The 16309-nt window shown below is 67.3% G+C and carries 14 protein-coding genes and 3 pseudogenes; 7 read left to right on the top strand and 10 right to left on the bottom strand.

Going from position 1 to position 16309, the window contains the following annotated elements; genetic code table 11:
* Window positions 1–21 precede the first annotated feature (21 nt).
* The 5 genes from ACPCJR_RS25015 to ACPCJR_RS24995 all read right to left on the bottom strand — a co-directional run bounded on the left by ACPCJR_RS25015 (window position 22) and on the right by ACPCJR_RS24995 (window position 1918).
* Window positions 22–159 carry a hypothetical protein gene (locus tag ACPCJR_RS25015; protein ID WP_391516077.1) on the bottom strand — a complete coding sequence of 46 codons (138 nt, stop codon included), beginning with the start codon at window positions 157–159 and terminating at the stop codon, window positions 22–24.
* 460 nt (window positions 160–619) lie between these two features.
* On the bottom strand, window positions 620–1075 hold the full coding sequence (locus ACPCJR_RS25010) for a VOC family protein (RefSeq protein ID WP_391516075.1): 456 nt from the start codon (window positions 1073–1075) through the stop codon (window positions 620–622).
* A gap of 14 nt (window positions 1076–1089) precedes the next feature.
* On the bottom strand, window positions 1090–1557 hold the full coding sequence (locus ACPCJR_RS25005) for a hypothetical protein (RefSeq protein WP_391516074.1): 468 nt from the start codon (window positions 1555–1557) through the stop codon (window positions 1090–1092).
* A gap of 74 nt (window positions 1558–1631) precedes the next feature.
* A complete protein-coding gene (locus tag ACPCJR_RS25000; RefSeq protein WP_391516073.1) occupies window positions 1632–1772 on the bottom strand; it encodes a hypothetical protein in 141 nt (46 codons plus the stop codon).
* Window positions 1772–1918, bottom strand: coding sequence for an SDR family NAD(P)-dependent oxidoreductase (locus ACPCJR_RS24995; RefSeq protein ID WP_391516072.1), 147 nt, complete (start codon window positions 1916–1918; stop codon window positions 1772–1774). The genes ACPCJR_RS25000 and ACPCJR_RS24995 overlap by 1 nt, the downstream gene beginning before the upstream one ends.
* Before the next feature lie 165 nt (window positions 1919–2083).
* On the opposite strand from ACPCJR_RS24995, the gene ACPCJR_RS24990 reads away from it, so the two are divergent.
* The 4 genes from ACPCJR_RS24990 (at window position 2084) to ACPCJR_RS24975 (ending at window position 4378) form a co-directional block, all read left to right on the top strand.
* A complete protein-coding gene (locus ACPCJR_RS24990) occupies window positions 2084–2335 on the top strand; it encodes a TetR/AcrR family transcriptional regulator (protein ID WP_391516070.1) in 252 nt (83 codons plus the stop codon).
* A 57-nt stretch (window positions 2336–2392) separates the two neighbouring features.
* Window positions 2393–2698: a hypothetical protein gene (locus ACPCJR_RS24985; protein WP_350634382.1), complete on the top strand. Its 306-nt coding sequence runs from the start codon at window positions 2393–2395 to the stop codon at window positions 2696–2698.
* A gap of 7 nt (window positions 2699–2705) precedes the next feature.
* Window positions 2706–3089, top strand: coding sequence for an ester cyclase (locus ACPCJR_RS24980; protein WP_350634383.1), 384 nt, complete (start codon window positions 2706–2708; stop codon window positions 3087–3089).
* 534 nt (window positions 3090–3623) lie between these two features.
* A protein-coding gene (locus ACPCJR_RS24975) for an IS5 family transposase (RefSeq protein ID WP_391516067.1) occupies window positions 3624–4378 on the top strand; the annotation gives its coding sequence in 2 pieces (ribosomal slippage) (window positions 3624–3977 and window positions 3980–4378; 753 coding nt in all).
* Between the two features lie 13 nt (window positions 4379–4391).
* Here the strand turns inward: ACPCJR_RS24975 and ACPCJR_RS24970 are convergent.
* The 3 pseudogenes from ACPCJR_RS24970 to ACPCJR_RS24960 all read right to left on the bottom strand — a co-directional run bounded on the left by ACPCJR_RS24970 (window position 4392) and on the right by ACPCJR_RS24960 (window position 8496).
* Window positions 4392–5542 (bottom strand): annotated as a pseudogene (locus ACPCJR_RS24970) (IS3 family transposase).
* Window positions 5543–5737: 195 nt separating this feature from the next.
* Window positions 5738–7016 (bottom strand): annotated as a pseudogene (locus ACPCJR_RS24965) (IS110 family transposase).
* Window positions 7017–7255: 239 nt separating this feature from the next.
* Window positions 7256–8496 (bottom strand): annotated as a pseudogene (locus ACPCJR_RS24960) (IS110 family transposase).
* A gap of 699 nt (window positions 8497–9195) precedes the next feature.
* On the opposite strand from ACPCJR_RS24960, the gene ACPCJR_RS24955 reads away from it, so the two are divergent.
* The 3 genes from ACPCJR_RS24955 to ACPCJR_RS24945 are packed head-to-tail and all read left to right on the top strand — an operon-like array spanning window position 9196 to window position 14209.
* Window positions 9196–10293 (top strand): endonuclease domain-containing protein, encoded by a 1098-nt coding sequence (locus ACPCJR_RS24955; protein WP_391516065.1) that lies wholly within the window; start codon window positions 9196–9198, stop codon window positions 10291–10293.
* Window positions 10290–10970: a hypothetical protein gene (locus ACPCJR_RS24950; protein WP_391516063.1), complete on the top strand. Its 681-nt coding sequence runs from the start codon at window positions 10290–10292 to the stop codon at window positions 10968–10970. Before ACPCJR_RS24955 ends, ACPCJR_RS24950 begins: the two co-directional genes overlap by 4 nt.
* A complete protein-coding gene (locus ACPCJR_RS24945) occupies window positions 10967–14209 on the top strand; it encodes a helicase HerA domain-containing protein (RefSeq protein WP_391516061.1) in 3243 nt (1080 codons plus the stop codon). Before ACPCJR_RS24950 ends, ACPCJR_RS24945 begins: the two co-directional genes overlap by 4 nt.
* Before the next feature lie 772 nt (window positions 14210–14981).
* Here the strand turns inward: ACPCJR_RS24945 and ACPCJR_RS24940 are convergent.
* Together ACPCJR_RS24940 and ACPCJR_RS24935 are read right to left on the bottom strand one after the other, a co-directional pair.
* Window positions 14982–15341, bottom strand: coding sequence for an acid-activated periplasmic chaperone HdeA (locus ACPCJR_RS24940; protein ID WP_391516059.1), 360 nt, complete (start codon window positions 15339–15341; stop codon window positions 14982–14984).
* A 555-nt stretch (window positions 15342–15896) separates the two neighbouring features.
* Window positions 15897–16309, bottom strand: a 413-nt coding sequence (locus ACPCJR_RS24935) for a PDZ domain-containing protein (RefSeq protein WP_391516820.1), incomplete at its 5' end; no start/stop codon positions are given.

Raw genomic sequence — 16309 nt, 5'->3', positions numbered from 1 at the left:
TCTCATGCGCCCCGCCCCCGGCTACTTGGCCTTGCCGCCCTTCTTGCCGAGTTCCGCCTGGGCGGCGGACGACTTGCGCGGATTGGATTTGCCCTCGTGGCTCGCCTTGGCATTCGCCTTCCTGGCGGTTCCGCTGCCGTGGCCCTTCTTCTCCGTCATCGCCGCCTCCGTCATGAGAGGCGGGAATGCCCGGCCCGCCCTTCCGTTCCGGACGGACGGCGTTCCGTCGTGGGGCGCATCCCCCGGTAGCGTCCCACCCATTGTGCCGCGGGCATCGAAGAACATCGTCTTTCCAGAGGCCATTCCGGACCTCGCGCGTCTGGAAGCGGCGCTGCGGACCAGGATGGTGAGCATCGTCGAACAGGACGGCGGGCACGCAGAGCTTTACCTCGGTGCCGGAGATCACTTGGTCGGATGCAGTCTCGTCCATTCGGCCTGCTAGCCCATGGGCAGGACCTTCACATACGATCTAGAGGCCATGGCCCGCGGCGAGCGTGCCCGGCCGAGCTTGCTGGCGGGCGATCCTCCGGCCGGCCTGTACGGGCGGGTCTTCCCCCACGAGGACCCCGAGGTCGTCGGACCGGACGCGCCCGAGTTCCGATGAATTCGCTCACCGCCCCTACTGCCGGAGCTTGCCCCGAAGTTCGTCCAGGGCCTCCTCGCGCTTGCGGAGGTCCAGGCCCATGCCGCGGAGGACCTCGTCCGCCTTGGTGAACTGGACGTCAGCGTAGACCACGATCTCCAGGTGGTTGCCCCAGGGGTCGCGGAAGTTGAACGGGCGGTCCAGCATCATCGCGCCTGCGGCCTCCGCGAGTTCCATGACGGCGCTCCGGTCGTCGACGACCAGACCGAAATGACGCTCGTCGTCCCGCGGCTGCGTCCGGCCGCCGATCAGGGCGATGAACTGGTCGCCCATGTCGAGGAAGGCCATGGCGGGATGGTCGGCCGCCGCATCGTGCCGCCCGCGCAGTTCGAACGCGAACACGCTGCCGTAGAAACGGAGCGCCTCCTCGATGTCGCCGACCTCCAGGGCGATGTGGTTGAGACCGACGAGGCGGGGTTTGGACACGATCATGATCTCTCCTCCCTTCACGACAGGACCGGCTCCGCACCCGCCAGGAGGGCCGCGGAGGCGGCGATCACGGCGTCCGCGTAGGGGATCTCCGTCGACTTCGCGCTCGGCAGGATCGCCCGCGCCTTGTTGTCGAACATCGCGCCGCTCCGGCCGTCCAGGTCGGGCGACACGAGCTGGGGCACGATCCGATCCGCGTAGGTCTCGGGAGAGACGGTCATGAAGCCCGTTAGAAATTCCATGACCTTGAGGAAGGCGCGCGAGCCGAACAGGTTCGCCCGGATGTTGGTCTTCACGAAGCCGGGGTTGAGGCCGAAGGCGACGACGTGCGGGTAGCGCCGTGCCGCGTCCAGGACCAGCACCTCGTTGCCGGCCACGGTATAGCCGTGCGTCCTCATGCGCTTGTAGGTCCGCTCGGAGTTGAGGTCCGCCGGGTCCGCCGGGTCCGCCTCCTGGTTCGTGCCGGGGAAGCCTATCACGAACACGCGTGGCCGCGTTGAGGGGGCGGGGCAACCCGTGCCGAGGTGCGGCGCGATCCCCGTCAGGATCACGAACCGGCTCAGGTAGCTGATCGCGAGGTCCTTTCGATGCCCTTGGGCGTCGTCTCCCGCTTCGGGCCGGCCATGACGCCCGTGGTGAAGACGACGATGTCCAGCTTCTCCGCCGGCAACTCCGCCGCCACCCGCTCGGCCTCCCGCATCAGGGCGAGGTCCGCTTAAGGAAGCGGATGCCCTTTGTGGCCTGGTCGCGGAAGGTCTGGCCGACCACGATCACCTCGGCGCCCCTGGCGGCGAGATCCCGGGCGATGGCACGTCCGATGCCGCCCGTGCCGCCGACGACCGCCACGAACTTTCCGGCTAGCCCAGACGGCCCGGGTTCGGACAAGCGTACCGTCAGCGATTGATCCCGTTTCATGCTCGTCTCTGAGCAGCGCGCCAGTCAGGGGTTGACGGCCGGTATTTCTTTCTCGCAAGAAAGTTATATATCGATCCTATGGCGTCGAGTGCTGACGTGAAGCGGATCGGTCGGCCGCGAGCCGTGACGGACGAGGAGATCGTCGCGACGGCGCGTGCCCGCTTCCTGGCGCGCGGCGCCGGGGTATCCGCCCAGGAGATCGGCCGCGAGCTCGGCGTCAGCCACACGACGATTTTCAACCGCTTCGGCTCGAAGGAAGGGCTGATGCTGGCGGCGCTCGGCGTGCCGGACGAGATCCCGTGGGTCGCGGACTTGGAGGCCGGACCGGACGGACGTCCGATCACCTAGCAGCTCTCGGGGCACGCCAAGGTCATCGCCGCCTTCTTCGAGGATCTGCACGCGGGCATGGCCGTCCTGCGCGCGGCCGGCATCCCCAAGGACAAGATGCGGCCGCTGCCGGCGGAGGACGACGCCGCCCCGGCGCGCAGCTATCGCGCCTTCCTCGACTGGTTTCGACGGGCGCAAAGACTTGGACGGATCGGCGCCTGCGACGTCGACGCGCTCGCCTCGACCATCTTGGGTTCGCTCTATCATCGCGCCACCATGGCCGGGGTCTGCGGCCACGCGGACGCGTCGCGGGAGGCGCACGTCGAAGCGCTGATCGGGCTCCTGTGGAGCGGGATCGGCGTATCCAACCGCTTGGAGACCTGAGGCGGCCATGAGCGACCTGCGACAAGCCTACCGTGCCTACTTGGACTGCCTGAACGCTCGGGACTGGGACCGCCTCGGCAACTACGTGGACGAGGGCGTCACGCGCAACGGCAACCGCCTCGGCGTCTGCGGCTACCGAGCCATGCTGGAGGAGGATGTCGCCACCGTGCCGGACATCCGGTTCGAGATCGAGCTCCTGGTCGTCGAGGGCGCCTGGGTCGCGAGCCGGCTCTCCTTCGATTGCCACCCGGGCGGCGACTTCATGGGCGTGGCGGTTGACGGCCGGCGCGTCCGATTCACGGAGAACGTCTTCTATCGCTTCAAGGGCGGCAAGGTTGTCGAGGTCCGGTCCGTGGTCGACAAGGTCGCGGTCGAGGCGGAGCTCGGATAAGGTCGCCGCGTTCGCAAGTCGACCAAGCCGAACGCCGATTCTCGATCCGCAAACCTACGCCGTGTTCCTCGCCGCCGCCGTCGTGCTCGTGCTGTCGCCGGGCCCCGACATGGTGCTCGTCCTCTCATACACGCTCGGCTCGGGCACGGTCGCCGGCCTGACGACGCCGGTCGGCAACGTCGTACACGCGGTCCTTGCCGGCGTCGGCGTCTCAACCGTCATCCTGCTCTTCCCAGTCGAGCTACACCCCGCCCATGGTCGCGGGCATCGCCTATCTACTCTACCTCGCCGAGACCGCGCGGCGGGCCCCGGCCACCCTGGACGTCGAGGTCCTCCCGGGCGCGCGCAATTGGAGCGCCGGGAGGTTTCTCACGCACGGGCGCGCCAACATTCCTGCTCACACCGCGCCCGTGGCAGACGAGGAGGGGCACTCCAACGAAGGAGTAGCCGGCTTAGGTAGGGAATTCATACAACCATTTGTGTCCGCTTGCGTTTTGTGCCTGGGTTTGGGGTTTCCAGCGCAGGAGGATCGCGATGGCACGGTTGTTCTGGCTCTCGGACGAAGCCTGGGCGCGGATCGAGCCGCACCTGCCCCACGGCCAACCGGGCAAACCTCGAGTCGACGACAGGCGGGTCATCAGCGGCATCCTGCACGTGCTGAAGGTCGGATGCCGTTGGCAGGACACGCCCGCCACCTATGGCCCACACACGACGATCTACAACCGCTACAATAGGTGGTCTCAGCGCGGTGTCTGGCAGCGCTTGTTTGCCAGGATCGCTGCCGCAGGTCCTGTCCTCGAGGAACTGATGCTCGATGCCTCTCACGTGAAGGCACACCGCTCGGCATCCGGCGGAAAAGGGGGGCCTGGAGCCAAGCCATCGGCCGCTCGTGCGGCGGGTTCACGAGCAAAATCCATTGCTTGGCCGATGGTCGTGGCCGACCGGTTGCGTTCGCCCTGACGCCGGGCAACGTGGCTGACATCAGCATGGCGCTGCCTCTGCTGCAGGCCGTCGTGCCGCCCAAGCGCCTGATTGCCGACAAGGCCTACGACGCACAGAGCCTGAGGGATTGGCTGAAGAGCCGCAAGGTGATCGCCACCATCCCATCCACGGCCACCCGGACGGTCCCCTACAAGTACAGCCGGATCGCATATCGGCGGCGCAATCGGATCGAGCGCTTATTCGGCCATCTCAGAAACTGGCGGCGCGTCGCGACCCGCTATGACCGCTTGTCTTGCAACTATCTGGCCGCCGTCGCGCTCGTTTCCTGCGTCGTCGCATGGACCTGAATGAGTCCCCTACCTAGTGCATTGTCGGTCGCATGACGATGGCGGGGCGAGCGGCCGGGGCTGAACCGCTCGGCTCTCCCGACCAGATGACGATCTCTGGCGCAGGCGGCTGGTAGCCCAGCGCGGGGTGCGGACAGATGCCGTTGCTCGATCACGACACCAGCCTCCTTGAGGGTGTAGAACACCTCGCCGTTCAGGAGTTCATCCCGCAGCTTCGCGTTGAAGCTCTCATAATAGCCGTTCTCCCAGGGACTGCCGGGCTCGATGTAGGCGGTCTTCGAGCCGACCGCCGCGATCCAGTCTCGGACGGCTTTCGCGATGAACTCCGGGCCATTGTCCGAGCGGATATGGCCCGGCACACCGCGCAGGCTGAACAGATCTGAGAGTACGTCGATCACGTCGTGCGCCTTCAGCTTACGAGATACGCGGATGGCCAGGCACTGGCACGTGAACTCATCGATGACGTTCAGCATCCGGTACTTGCGCCCGTTGTGCGTGCTGTGCTCGACGAAGTCGTAGGACCAGACGTGGCCGGGCCGCTCCGGCCGCAAGCGCACACAGGAGCCGTTGTTGAGCCAGAGGCGGGCTCGTTTCGGCTGCCGGGCCGGGACCTTGAGCCCTTCACGCCGCCAAGTGCGCTCGACCCGCTTCACGTTGACCGTCCAGCCATCGCGCCGGAGCAGCGCCGTGATCCGGCGGTAGCCGTAGCGCCCGTACTGAATGGCCAGCGCGACGATGGCGGTGGTCAGTGCGGCCTCGTCCTCGACCACCACGGCGCACTTGCGCTGCGTCGAACGATGCTGGCCCAGGACGCGGCAGGCGAAGCGTTCCGATACACCGTGCTCAGCTACGACGCGATTGACGCAAGCCCGGCGGCGAACCGGGCTCAAAAGTTTCCCGAAGCTGCCTCCTTCAGGATCAGCTTCTCCAGCGTCGGATCAGAGATCGTCCGACGCAGGCGCAAGTTCTCCATTTCCAAGGACTTCAGCCGCTTGACCTGATCACCCTTCAGGCCGCCGTGCTCGGATCGCCAGCGATAATACGTGACCTCGGTCACCTCGATGGATCGGATTGCTTCAGACACCTTACGGCCTTGCGAGACCAGAACATCGACTTGGCGCAGCTTGGCGACCATTTCTTCGGAGTATGCTTCTTCCGTTCCATGAAAACTTCCTCCACATGGCTCTAAGCCATACCTCAGGGAGGACCACTTTTCAGGGGGCAGGCAACGTCGCCTTCGCCCCGGAGCGCTTCAACGCCGCCTATGCCACGAACAAGTCTTTCGTCCTGGCGCTGACGCAGGGACTCTTGGCCGAGCTTGGCGGCAGCTGGCATGCAGTCCGCGCCTGCGCACCACCTCTAAATAGAAACTGGGTCGACGGGTGCGATGGCGCATGAGAAGCCGAGGCTCTCGATTTGGCGCATGAGAGCCTTGGCGCGCTGTTCGGGCGCCCTGCGCTGGAAGTGATCGGGGCCAAGGTCGGCGTAGACGGTTCCGTCCCTGAGCATGTGGTAGGCGGCGGTGAGGATGGAGGCGGCGACGGCGCAGATGGCCTTCTTGGGTCCGCGTCGGTGGCGCAGACGCTGGAACTGGGCCTGGAGGTAGCTCTGCTTCCTGCGGGCGGCGGCCCAGGCGCACTGGACCAGGGTGGTCTTGAGCCAGGGCGCGCCCTTCTTCAGGCGGGTGGAGCGGCGCTTGCCGGCGCTCTCGTCGTTCCTCGGGCAGAGGCCGGCCCAGGAGATCAGGTGGCCGGCGGTGGGGAAGCGGCTCATGTCGGGGCCGATCTCGGAGAGGATGACCTGGGCGGTCAGGTCACTCACGCCGGGGATCGTCGCCAGCAGCCCCACCGCGTCCCGGAAAGGGCCGAGGTCGCGCTCCACCTCCGCGTCGATCTCGGCCACCGCTGCGGCCAGGGCATCGTATTGCCGCAGGTGCAGGCCGAGCAGGAAGCGGTGCGCGTCGCCGATCCGCCCGGTGAGCGCAGCTCGGATGCTGTCGCGTCCCGCCTTGACCCGGGAGTCGACGAGCCCGCTCAGAGCTGCCGGATCGCGCTCGCCCGCCACCAGGGCGTCGAGCACGGCGCGGCCGGACTGGCCCATGATGTCGGTGAGCACCGAGGCGAGCTTGATCGGGACCCCATCGCGCTCAGGCGCGATGGGACCCGAGATTGGCGTCCTCCAGGGTCTTCTGGATGCGCTGGACGTGGGAGGCCTGCTCGCGGATCAACTGCTTGCGGGTGCGCAGGAGGGTGCGCATCACCTGGGTCTCGGCCTCGGGCACGAAGCTCGCCCGGACCAGGCCGTGGGCGAGCAGACCGGACAGCCAGACCGCGTCCGCCACGTCGGTCTTGCGGCCCGGCACGTTCTTCACATGCGCCGCGTTGGCCAGGATCAGGGTGCGGCCCTCCGCCGACAGCACGTGCCAGACCGGGCGCCAGTACACGCCCGTGGCCTCCATCGCCACGTGGGTGCAGCCGTGCTCTTCCAGCCAGGCCGACAGGGCCATCAGACCAGGCGTGGTCGTCGCGAAGGTCTCGACGGCCCGGGTCGGCGCCCCGATCCCGGCCAATCGCACGGCGGCCACCACCGTGTCCTTGTGTACGTCGAGCCCGGCGCACCGGGGATACAAGACCTCCATGCCAGCCTCCTGTGCGGGTCCGCCGCCGACGCAGGCCTCCTGGAAAGAAAGTCTAAATAGCGCGCTCCGGACCCGACCTCACGGGCGAGCCCTGACGCAAGCGAGGGTGCTTCAGGAAGCCCGGGTCCCACTGATACGCGGGTTCAGACACACCAAGAACAAACCGACCTCTCCGCCGACGGAACCCCCATCATGCACCCCCGCGTTTCATCCGCCAGGGTCCGCGACGTCGATGGTCACTAAATAGAAACTGGTTCTATGAGCTTAATTTCGCACGCAAATCCAAGACGCTTGATCTGCCGGACGAGCGCCTTGGCGCGGATGGTCGGAGCAGCCTTGCGGCCGTGGTCAGGCCCGGGATCGATGTAAGCCGTGCCGGTTTTGAGCATGTGGTAGATCGCCGTCAACATGGAGGCGGCGACCGCGCAGATCGCCTTCTTGGGGCCGCGTCGGCCGCGCAGACGCTGGAACTGCGCCCTGATGTAACTCGTCTTCTTGCGCACCCCGGCCCAGGCCGCCTGGACCAGCGCCGTCTTGAGCCAGGGCGCACCCTTGCGCAGCCGCGTCGAGCGCCGCTTGCCCGCGCTCTCGTCGTTTCTCGGGCACAGCCCGGCCCAGGAGATCAGGTGGCCGGCGGTGGGGAAGCGGCTCATGTCGGGGCCGATCTCGGACAGATCACCTGCGCGGTGAGGTCACTGATGCCCGGGATCGTCACCAGCAACTCCACCGCCTCCCGGAAAGGGCCGAGGTCGTGCTCCACCTGCGCGTCGATCTCCGCGATCGCCCGCCCCAGCCCGTCGTACTGGCGCAGGTGCACGCCCAGCAGGAAGCGATGGTGATCCCCGATCCGGCCCGTCAGCGCGGCTCGGATCGCCTCGGGTGCCGCCTTCACCCGCAGGCTGACCAGCGCCTGCAGCCCGGCCGGATCGCGCTCGCCCTCGACCAGTGCATCGAGCACAGCGCGGCCGGACTGACCCATGATGTCGGTGAGCACCGAGGCGAGCTTGAGGTTGGCCTCTTCGAGCGTCTTCTGGATGCGCTGGACGTGGCTGGCCTGCTCGCGGACCAACTGCTTGCGGGTGCGCAGCAGGTCACGCATCGCCTGGGTCTGGGCCTCGGGCACGAAGCTGGCGCGGATCAGGCCGTGGGCGAGCAGGTCGGAGAGCCAGACCGCGTCGGCCACGTCAGTCTTGCGGCCGGGCACGTTCTTGACGTGGGCGGCGTTGGCCAGGATCAAGGTGCGGGTGCCGGCGTCGAGCACCTGCCAGACCGGGCGCCAGTAGATGCCGGTGGCCTCCATGGCCACATGGGTGCAGCCGTGCTCGTCGAGCCAGGCGGACAGGTCGAGCAGGGCGGGCGTGGTGGTGGCAAACGTGCGCACCTCACGCTGGACCGCGCTGCCGTCAGCCAGGCGGATGGCTGCGACGACGGTGTCCTTGTGGACGTCGAGGGCGGCGCAGCGAGGATGAAGGACCTCCATCGCGATCTCCTTGCGGGCAGGCCGCCGGCGCAGGCTCCCGTGAGATCAAATCTAAATGACGCGTTCCGGGGCTGGCCCGAGGACCGGCCCGTGACGCAAACGAGGGGACTGAAGAGGAGCCCGGATCCAACTGATACGCGGGGTCTGGCACACCAAAGACGAACCGATCTCTCCGCCGACGGCACATCCACCATGCCATATGTTTCATCCGCGAGGGACCGCGAAGCCGGTGACGAACTGATACGGTTTCCGTTCGATCGCTTCGGCCTTCACCCCTCTCCGTCATCGCGAGGCGGAGCCGAAGCGACCCAGAGCGCGACGTGTCCGGAAGGTACTGAGCCCTGGATTGCTTTCGCTGAGCCTCGCAAGGACGAGGGAAGAGACCGAAGCCATCAACCGGAAATCGTATGACGCGGTCGTAGCGGGCGAGTGGCTATGAGGCGAGCGCGATTAAACTCACAATCTCAATTACATACGTCTAGGCGTTTATATTCGAGCTGGCGTGCCAAGGGAGCTGCGCCGGCGCCTGCCTGAGCACCAGTACTGTGTCCGCGGATGTGGTCGGCGCGCGGCGCGATTGAGGCGCATGTGCCGCGAGCGTGCCGCGACGCCGTGCGCTTGGTGAGAGCGTCGGGTGATCGCGACGGTGATGCGGGCACTCGATGGAGCACCTAGCGATCCCTACATTGCGGCCAACTTGTGGATGCGAATCCGGTAGCCAGGATCAAAAGCCTGTGCTCAACTACCGATAGCGAAGGCTGTCCGGCGCTCGAACCGCGGCGGCCTCTCCGGCAATACGGTTTCGGTGTGCGACCGTCCCTCCATCCCGACGCTGCGGCGCGGCCGCGGATCACGGCAGGCGATCTGGCTCAAGGCATCGCCCGCCTCGTGCCGGGGCAGCGCATGGTCGTTGTGGGGAGCGACCGCGAGAGCGTTGGCGCCCTCATCTCAGAGACCTCCGATCTCGACCGCAGCGCGCTCCTGGTCTCGTGCGAGGGGGGCGCGGCGACGGCCATTGTCGACCGGCTGCTCGATGATCTCGCCGAGTTGGCGCTCGGCCATTGGCCGTGCTGGCACGGTCGGGCGAAGGCCGACGATCCGGTCCCGGTCGATCCCTGGCTGAAGGCAGCCGCGAAGCGCGCCCGGCTCGGCCACCCGCCGCGCTTCCGGCGGATGGCGCGCGCACTCGAATTCGGCCGGTTGCTCGGGGCGATCGATCCGGTCGGTGTCGTCCTGATCTGGGAGGTCGATCCCGCTTCGGCGACGCGAGCCCGGCCTGTGATCGAAGCGCTGGAATGGTGCACGCGGCACGGGGCTGCTGTCGTGGCGGCCCTGACCGTGGAGCCGCCCGAGACCCCACCCTACGACCGGCTCCTCTACGGCGCTTGCGCGCTCGTCCAGGAGGAGCGTGCGGCGCTCGCCCGCTTCATCGCACCGGCCGGGACGCACCCTGCCAGCGAGATCGAGCGGCGGGTTGCGGCGGCCTTGGAACATGACGTCGAGCTTGTGGGTCTGTTCACCTGCAACGCCTCGGTGCCGGTCGGAGCCTGGGGCGCGCGACCGCGTGTCGACCTGCTCTGTCGCGCCCATCGCGTCGTCGTGGAACTGGACGGACCGGAGCATCGAAGCGAACCGAAATTCGGCAACGACCGCCACCGCGATTACGAGTTGCTGACCGCGGGCTACCTCGTGCTGCGCTTGACCAACGAGCAGGTTGCGGCCGACCTGCCTCTGGCGATCGAGAAGATTCGCGCCGTCGTTCGACTGCGGCGCGGCACGACCGAGGGGGAGCGATGAGTGGGACGCCGACACCGAAACAGGCCCTGATTCTGTGGTGTCTCCTCGGCCGGCACGGCAGCGCGCTGCAGAGTGCGCTCGTGCCGCGCATCGACAAGGCGGATCGGGAGGCCTTGATCGCGGGCCGCTACCTCGAGGCCGAGCGTCAGGGGCGCTCGCTCCGGCTGAGCGTCACCGACAAGGGCTGGGCCTGGGCCGGCGAGCATATGCGCGAGCCCCTGCCGCCGAGCTTCCGCGTGCTGCAGGACTGGCTGGAGCGGATGCAGGCGGACCTCGCTGCGACGGGCCGGACGCTCGCCGAACTCGTGGGAACGCCACCCGAGGAGCCGGCACTCGCGGTGCCGCAGCGGCGATCACCGGCACGCAAGACCACCGCCAAAGCCTCCAGGGGATCGAAGACGCTGACGCCCAAGCAGCTGCGGGCCCGGATCGAGAGCGCCTATCTCGCGCTGACGGGCGGCGAGCGGGCCAAGGCCGTGCGCCTGAGCGCCCTGCGTGCCGGTCTCAGTGACCTGGACCGCGCGACGGTCGATGCCGGGCTCGCCGCCATCCTGCGCGGCGATAAGACGGCGCGGCTGAGTCAGTTCAGCGATCCCAAATCGCTCGATCCCGCCGAGCGCGCGGCGGCGTTCAGCCCGGCGGGCGAGCCCTTCCACATCATCTGGATCCAGTCATGAGCGATGCCCTCGACGCCCTGCGCCGGGTCGACTTCGACTGGGTGCGCACGCTCGACAGCATCTGGATCGACACGCCGCCGACCGGTGGCCCGAACGAGCGGCTCGCCCCCGAGATCGTCGCCGAGCTGCAGCGCAAGGCGCGGGCGCCGGCCGACCGCGCCGCGGGCCGCGTGCTCGTCGGGCAATCCGGCGTCGGCAAGACCCACCTCGTCGGGCAGCTCCGGCAGGAGGTCTGGCGCGCGGGCGGCTGGTTCGTGCCCCTCGACGTGCTGGGGCTCACGGATTTCTGGCGCAGCGCGGCCTTGAGCTTCGTCACCGCGCTGCTGCAGACGATGCCGGACGGGCGGCGGCAATCGGATGCGGTGCTCGCCGGTGTGGCGCGCCGCTTCGGCGTCGAAGCGCAGGTCGAGGCCGCGTTCAACACTCCGAACATGGATGCGCGCCGGATCGTGGACGTGCTGGTGCGCGCGCTCATGAGCGTGGATGCGGCCCGCGCGCTCAAGCATCTCGACGTCTTCCGCGCGCTCTGCCTGTTGCGCTCGCAGGATTTCGCCGTGGTCGGACTCGCCCATGCCTGGCTGCAGGGCTACGAGGCCGATCCGGCGGAGCGGGCCGCCCTCGGCTTCCGGACGCCGCCGCCCGCGCCGGTCGAACTCGTGCGCGGCATGTGCTGGATCATGGCGCTCAGCGGGCCGACCCTCGTCGCCGTCGATCAGATCGACGGACTCATCGAGACGAGCCGTCTCGCGGCCGAGGACGGGATCGAGGCGGAAGCCGGCCTTGCCGAGGTGCTCGCCGCGGGCCTTCTCGAACTCCACGTCGTCTGCGACCGCAGCATGACCGTGGTGACCTGTCTCCACGAATCCTGGCAGCGTCTCACGGCGCGCGCCATGGCACCGATGCGAGAGCGCTTCGCGCAGGCGGCGGGTCTGGTCGGCATGAACGTGCAAGCCGCCGCCATCGCGCTGGTCGCCGGCCGGTTACAGCCGGCCTATGCTGAGGCGGGCTTCGCGCCGCCATCCCCGACCTGGCCGTTCAGCGAGCGTGCCATTGCGGAGGCGTCGGAGTCGGCGATGATGCCGCGCACGCTGCTGATGCGCTGCGACGCTTTCCGCCGCCGCTGCCTCACGGCGGGCGCGGTGTCCGTCTGCGACAGCCTTGTCGAGACCTCAGGCGCCGCGGCGCCCCAACCCCCGGCCGCCGAGTTCGACCTCGCCGCAGCCTGCGCGCGGGCCGACATCGCCGGCATCCGCAGCGACGAGGACCACTGGCTCGGACAGATGCTGCGCGACGCCTTCGACCTCTACGCCCTGGAGGACGACCCGGACGACGCGCTCGACATCGCGAGCAAGGGCGAGCCGGACCAGAAGATCCCGCCGCTGCACGGTCGGCTGATCTTCATCCACCGGGACGAGAACGACCGCGAGCGGCACGTTTGTTATCGGGCGCTCCAGCACCAGAACGCCATTGCGTTCCAAGCCCGCTTGCGCGCGGCGCTCACGGCCTCGGGCATCTCGGCGCGCATTCCCGACCGGGCGTTGCTGCTGGTGCGGCGCGGGCCGATGCCCGGCGGCGGCAAGACGCGCCAGCTCGTCGAGGCCTTCACGGCGGCCGGCGGTCTGCTGATCGACCCCTCCGACGAGGATCTACGGGTCTTCGTTGCCCTGCGCGATCTTCGCGGGCGGGCGCAGGACGAGGGCGCCTCCGATCGGTTCGAACGCTGGCTTCGCGCCGAGCAGCCGGTCGTGCGCACCGCGCTCTTTCAGGCCGCCGGTCTCGCGCACGGCTCGAATCGTGACGAAGCCCCCTCAACCGTCGATGCGCCGGATCCTCTCGTGACGGCCGACCCACCCTCCGGCGACGCGCAGGGCATGATCACGGCCGCGGTCGCTGGACCTTCCGGCATCGTGGAGACCTCCGCCTTTCCGACGATGCCCCCGGCTGGACCCGCCGACAAGATCCCGACGGATCGCGCCCCGCCGGAACGTCCGAGCGCGCCGGAGGCAATCCCGGTCGGGCACCGCCTCACGCCGGACGTGCCCGGCGTCAGCCTGCCGCTGCGCCTGCTGCCCCGGCACACCGCGATCATCGCGGGGTCGGGCTCCGGTAAGACGGTGCTCCTGCGCCGCCTCGTGGAGGAGGCCGCGCTCGCTGGGCTTCCGGCCATCGTGATCGATCCCAACAACGACCTCTCGCGCCTCGGCACGCCCTGGCCCGAGCGGCCGAAGGGGTTTTCCGACGAGGATGACCGCAAGGCCGCCGCCTACCATGCACGGGTCGAGGTCGTGGTGTGGACGCCGGGCGTGCATGCCGGCAATCCGCTCTTCCTCTCCGTCCTGCCCGACTTCTCGGACCTGAGCGGGGACCGTGACGAGCGCCAACAGGCGATCGAGATGGCGGCCGAGACCCTCGGACCGCTGGCGGTCGCCAAGACTAACCTCCTGCGCGGCGTGCTCGCCGGCGCGCTCCAGCACTTCGCCGACCGAGGCGGCGGCAAGCTGGCCGACTTCATCGCGCTGCTGGCGGACCTGCCCGACGGGATCAGCCCCATCGGCAATGCCGCACGGCTCGGGGCCGGCATGGCGGACCAGCTTCACGCCGCCGTAGCGACCAATCCGCTGCTCAAGGTCGAGGGCACGGTGCTCGACCCGCGGCATCTGTTCTTCGGGCCCGACCCGGCCCGCACCCGCGTCTCCGTCGTCAACCTGTCGGGGCTGGGCTCGGACGCTGCCCGCGAGGACTTCGTGAACCGCCTGCAGATGACCCTGTTCGGCTGGATCAAGAAGAACCCCTCGCCGCGCGGCATGCTCTACGTGGTCGACGAGGCGCAGACCTTCCTGCCCGCGCAGAAGAGCTTGCCGAGCCTTGGGAGCGGCATCAAGCTGGTGGCGCAGGGGCGCAAATACGGACTGGGGATGATCGTGGCGACGCAGGTGCCGCGGGGCATCCACAATCAGGTCGTCTCGAATTGCACCACGCAGTTCTTCGGCCGGCAGAGCGCGCCCGCAACCATCGCGGCGGCCCAGGAGATCATCGCCGCGAATGGCGGCACGGCGTCGGACATCGGCAAGCTCGGCGCGGGCGAGTTCTACTTCGCGACGGAGGGCTCGGGACGACCGGCCAAGCTGCGCACACCGATCTGTCTGAGCTACCATCCGGTCAACCCGCCGACGCCCGAAGAGGTCGTTCGGCAGGCCAGGAACTCGGTGGAGCGGGCCGGGTCCCGTCCGAAGCCATAGATGTCTCATTACTCGAGTGGATGCCGGCGTAACCCTCCTCTAGCCGTTCGAAAACTTGAGTCTGCTGGGCAGTGCTGCGGCGTGGACCATTCCCGATCTCTGAGACGTCATCCGGCCCTGCCTTGACCGCTTCGACAGGACTGAGTGCCGGGCGGATCTCGCCGCTGCTGGCTATGGCGCAATCCAATCACAAGCTACTCCAAGTCAATCCGCTCAGGAGAAGGTTCTTTTTCCCGAACATCGACATTTATGAGCGCGGAGGAGGTGGGGGTGGGGGAGGCAAGAACTCTGGTGGAGGAGGAAGCGGCAATTCTGGTGGCGGTGGCGGCGGGGGAAGGCTCAGCGGCGGCGGTGGGGGACCGGGCGGAGGAGGTGGCGGAAATGGTTGTGCGAGCGTAACTGGGCTGCACGCAAGCGCCGCAGTAATGATGATGAATCGCTTCATGATGGGCGAACCTCCATCGAGCTTACCACCTGTGCAGCACTTCGGACAGCACTGAAAATGCAGGAGGATCGTTCGAACCGCACTTCGTCCTCGGCTCCTCTAATCATCATTGGCCCTTTTCAATCAGCCCCTCCGAGGCTTGCTGGTCCATTGGTCTGGACTGGAAGGGTCTGAGTATCGAACGAGTCGATGTCGGGTTTCCCGACATCATCACTCGACCAGCTCCAGAAGGGATGAAGCTGGTTGATTGGCCAAATCTCGTCGAGTGAGTTCTGTTGAAGAAGCGCCTGTTTGGCAAAGCACTTCAATGATGCAGTCCTATCCGCATCAGAACAGCTTCTTCAGCTCTCCATCGATCTTCGACCATAGGGAAGCGTCCGGCGCCTTCCTGCACTCTTCAGCGATAAGGGGTGTCACCTTCTCGACCCCAGCAATATCAATCGCCACCACATCAGGCTTCTTCTGACCCTGTTTGTACCCCGCAGCCCAGGCGACGATTTTTGGTTTGAACGTGTCTTCGAACCCGTTGAATTCCTCGCAGGTGACTTTCTTGAGCGGCTTGCTCGCCAATTTTTCTTGATTCTTATCGGCGCTCTTCCCGCTGGAGGTTTCGGCTTGGGCGATACCCGCGGATAAAACGACTGCAATGCCAGGCAGTGGGTAGGTCTTCAGAGATCCTGTGCGCATGATCAGCTCCTTTGCCTAAGCTTGATGCTATCGACCGTATCTCTTCGAACGTCAGAATGCAGAGGTCCAACGATCTGGCCGACCGACAGATCTCGTTGCGACGGGCCGATCGCCGGTCGCGCCCACGTCAAATGATGATGACGACTTGTGATTTGATGTGGCTTGCAGATCGGCTTGTTCGGTTGATCGAGGCACGTAAACCAAATCAGCAGGGTCAACCGAGCCAAACACGAAGACGAGAAGAGCCCGCTTGCGTGATGGGCTCCCAGGGACGAGCGTGCCGTCTAAAATTGACGTCCCAACTATAGCGTGAACGGTCGTCGCTTAGGGTTGTTCCGGAGATTTGCAACTTAAAAGATACAAAATGCGCCGGATTGCCTGGCAAGAGCGATGAGATCACCGATCCGGCTCGAACGCGGGATAGCCTCGCGCCGTCGGCAAGAGCGTTTCCTGACCATCGGTATCCTGGTCCGGACCAGCGCGGTACGCTTCCGTTCGTCCGCAGCGCTGCAGGCATCGCGGCGGACGCCGCCGAAGAGGGCGGTCCAGAGCGGATCAGCCCTCCTTGGTAAGGGGGACGGCGACGAAACGGGTCTGGCCCCTGGCGCTCTTCACCCGCATCAGCACGGCCTTGCGGCCGTTCGATTCCGCGGCGCGGATCTGCGCCTGCACTTCGGAAGGCTTCGAGACGCTGGTGCCGCCGACATCCAAGATCACGTCGCCCTGGGAGATGCCCTTGGAGGCCGCCGGCCCGGTCGGGTCGACATCCATCACCGCGACGCCCTCGTCGCCGAGACCGATCTCGCTGGCCGGCGCGAGGTTGAGGCCGAGCCGGGCCTGACCGCTCGGCACGTCGTCGCCGCGGCTCGCTATCTTGCCGTCCCCCGGCAGCGTGCCGAGTTCGACGGTGGCCACGTCGCTCTTGCCGCCACGCAGATAGGCGAGCTTCACCTCCGTGCCGGGCTTGA

This window comes from Methylobacterium sp. NPDC097929 (assembly GCF_049543375.1).
GTDB lineage: Bacteria > Pseudomonadota > Alphaproteobacteria > Rhizobiales > Beijerinckiaceae > Methylobacterium.
Note: the sequence above shows the minus strand (reverse complement) of the source record. Positions and strands in the feature narration are given on the sequence as shown.

Coding starts and splice junctions, on each gene's coding strand:
- ACPCJR_RS25015 (WP_391516077.1), bottom strand. CDS start 159: ATGACGGAGAAGAAGGGCCACGGCAGCGGAACCGCCAGGAAGGCGAAT.
- ACPCJR_RS25010 (WP_391516075.1), bottom strand. CDS start 1,075: ATGATCGTGTCCAAACCCCGCCTCGTCGGTCTCAACCACATCGCCCTG.
- ACPCJR_RS25000 (WP_391516073.1), bottom strand. CDS start 1,772: ATGCGGGAGGCCGAGCGGGTGGCGGCGGAGTTGCCGGCGGAGAAGCTG.
- ACPCJR_RS24985 (WP_350634382.1), top strand. CDS start 2,393: ATGGCCGTCCTGCGCGCGGCCGGCATCCCCAAGGACAAGATGCGGCCG.
- ACPCJR_RS24980 (WP_350634383.1), top strand. CDS start 2,706: ATGAGCGACCTGCGACAAGCCTACCGTGCCTACTTGGACTGCCTGAAC.
- ACPCJR_RS24950 (WP_391516063.1), top strand. CDS start 10,290: ATGAGTGGGACGCCGACACCGAAACAGGCCCTGATTCTGTGGTGTCTC.
- ACPCJR_RS24945 (WP_391516061.1), top strand. CDS start 10,967: ATGAGCGATGCCCTCGACGCCCTGCGCCGGGTCGACTTCGACTGGGTG.
- ACPCJR_RS24940 (WP_391516059.1), bottom strand. CDS start 15,341: ATGCGCACAGGATCTCTGAAGACCTACCCACTGCCTGGCATTGCAGTC.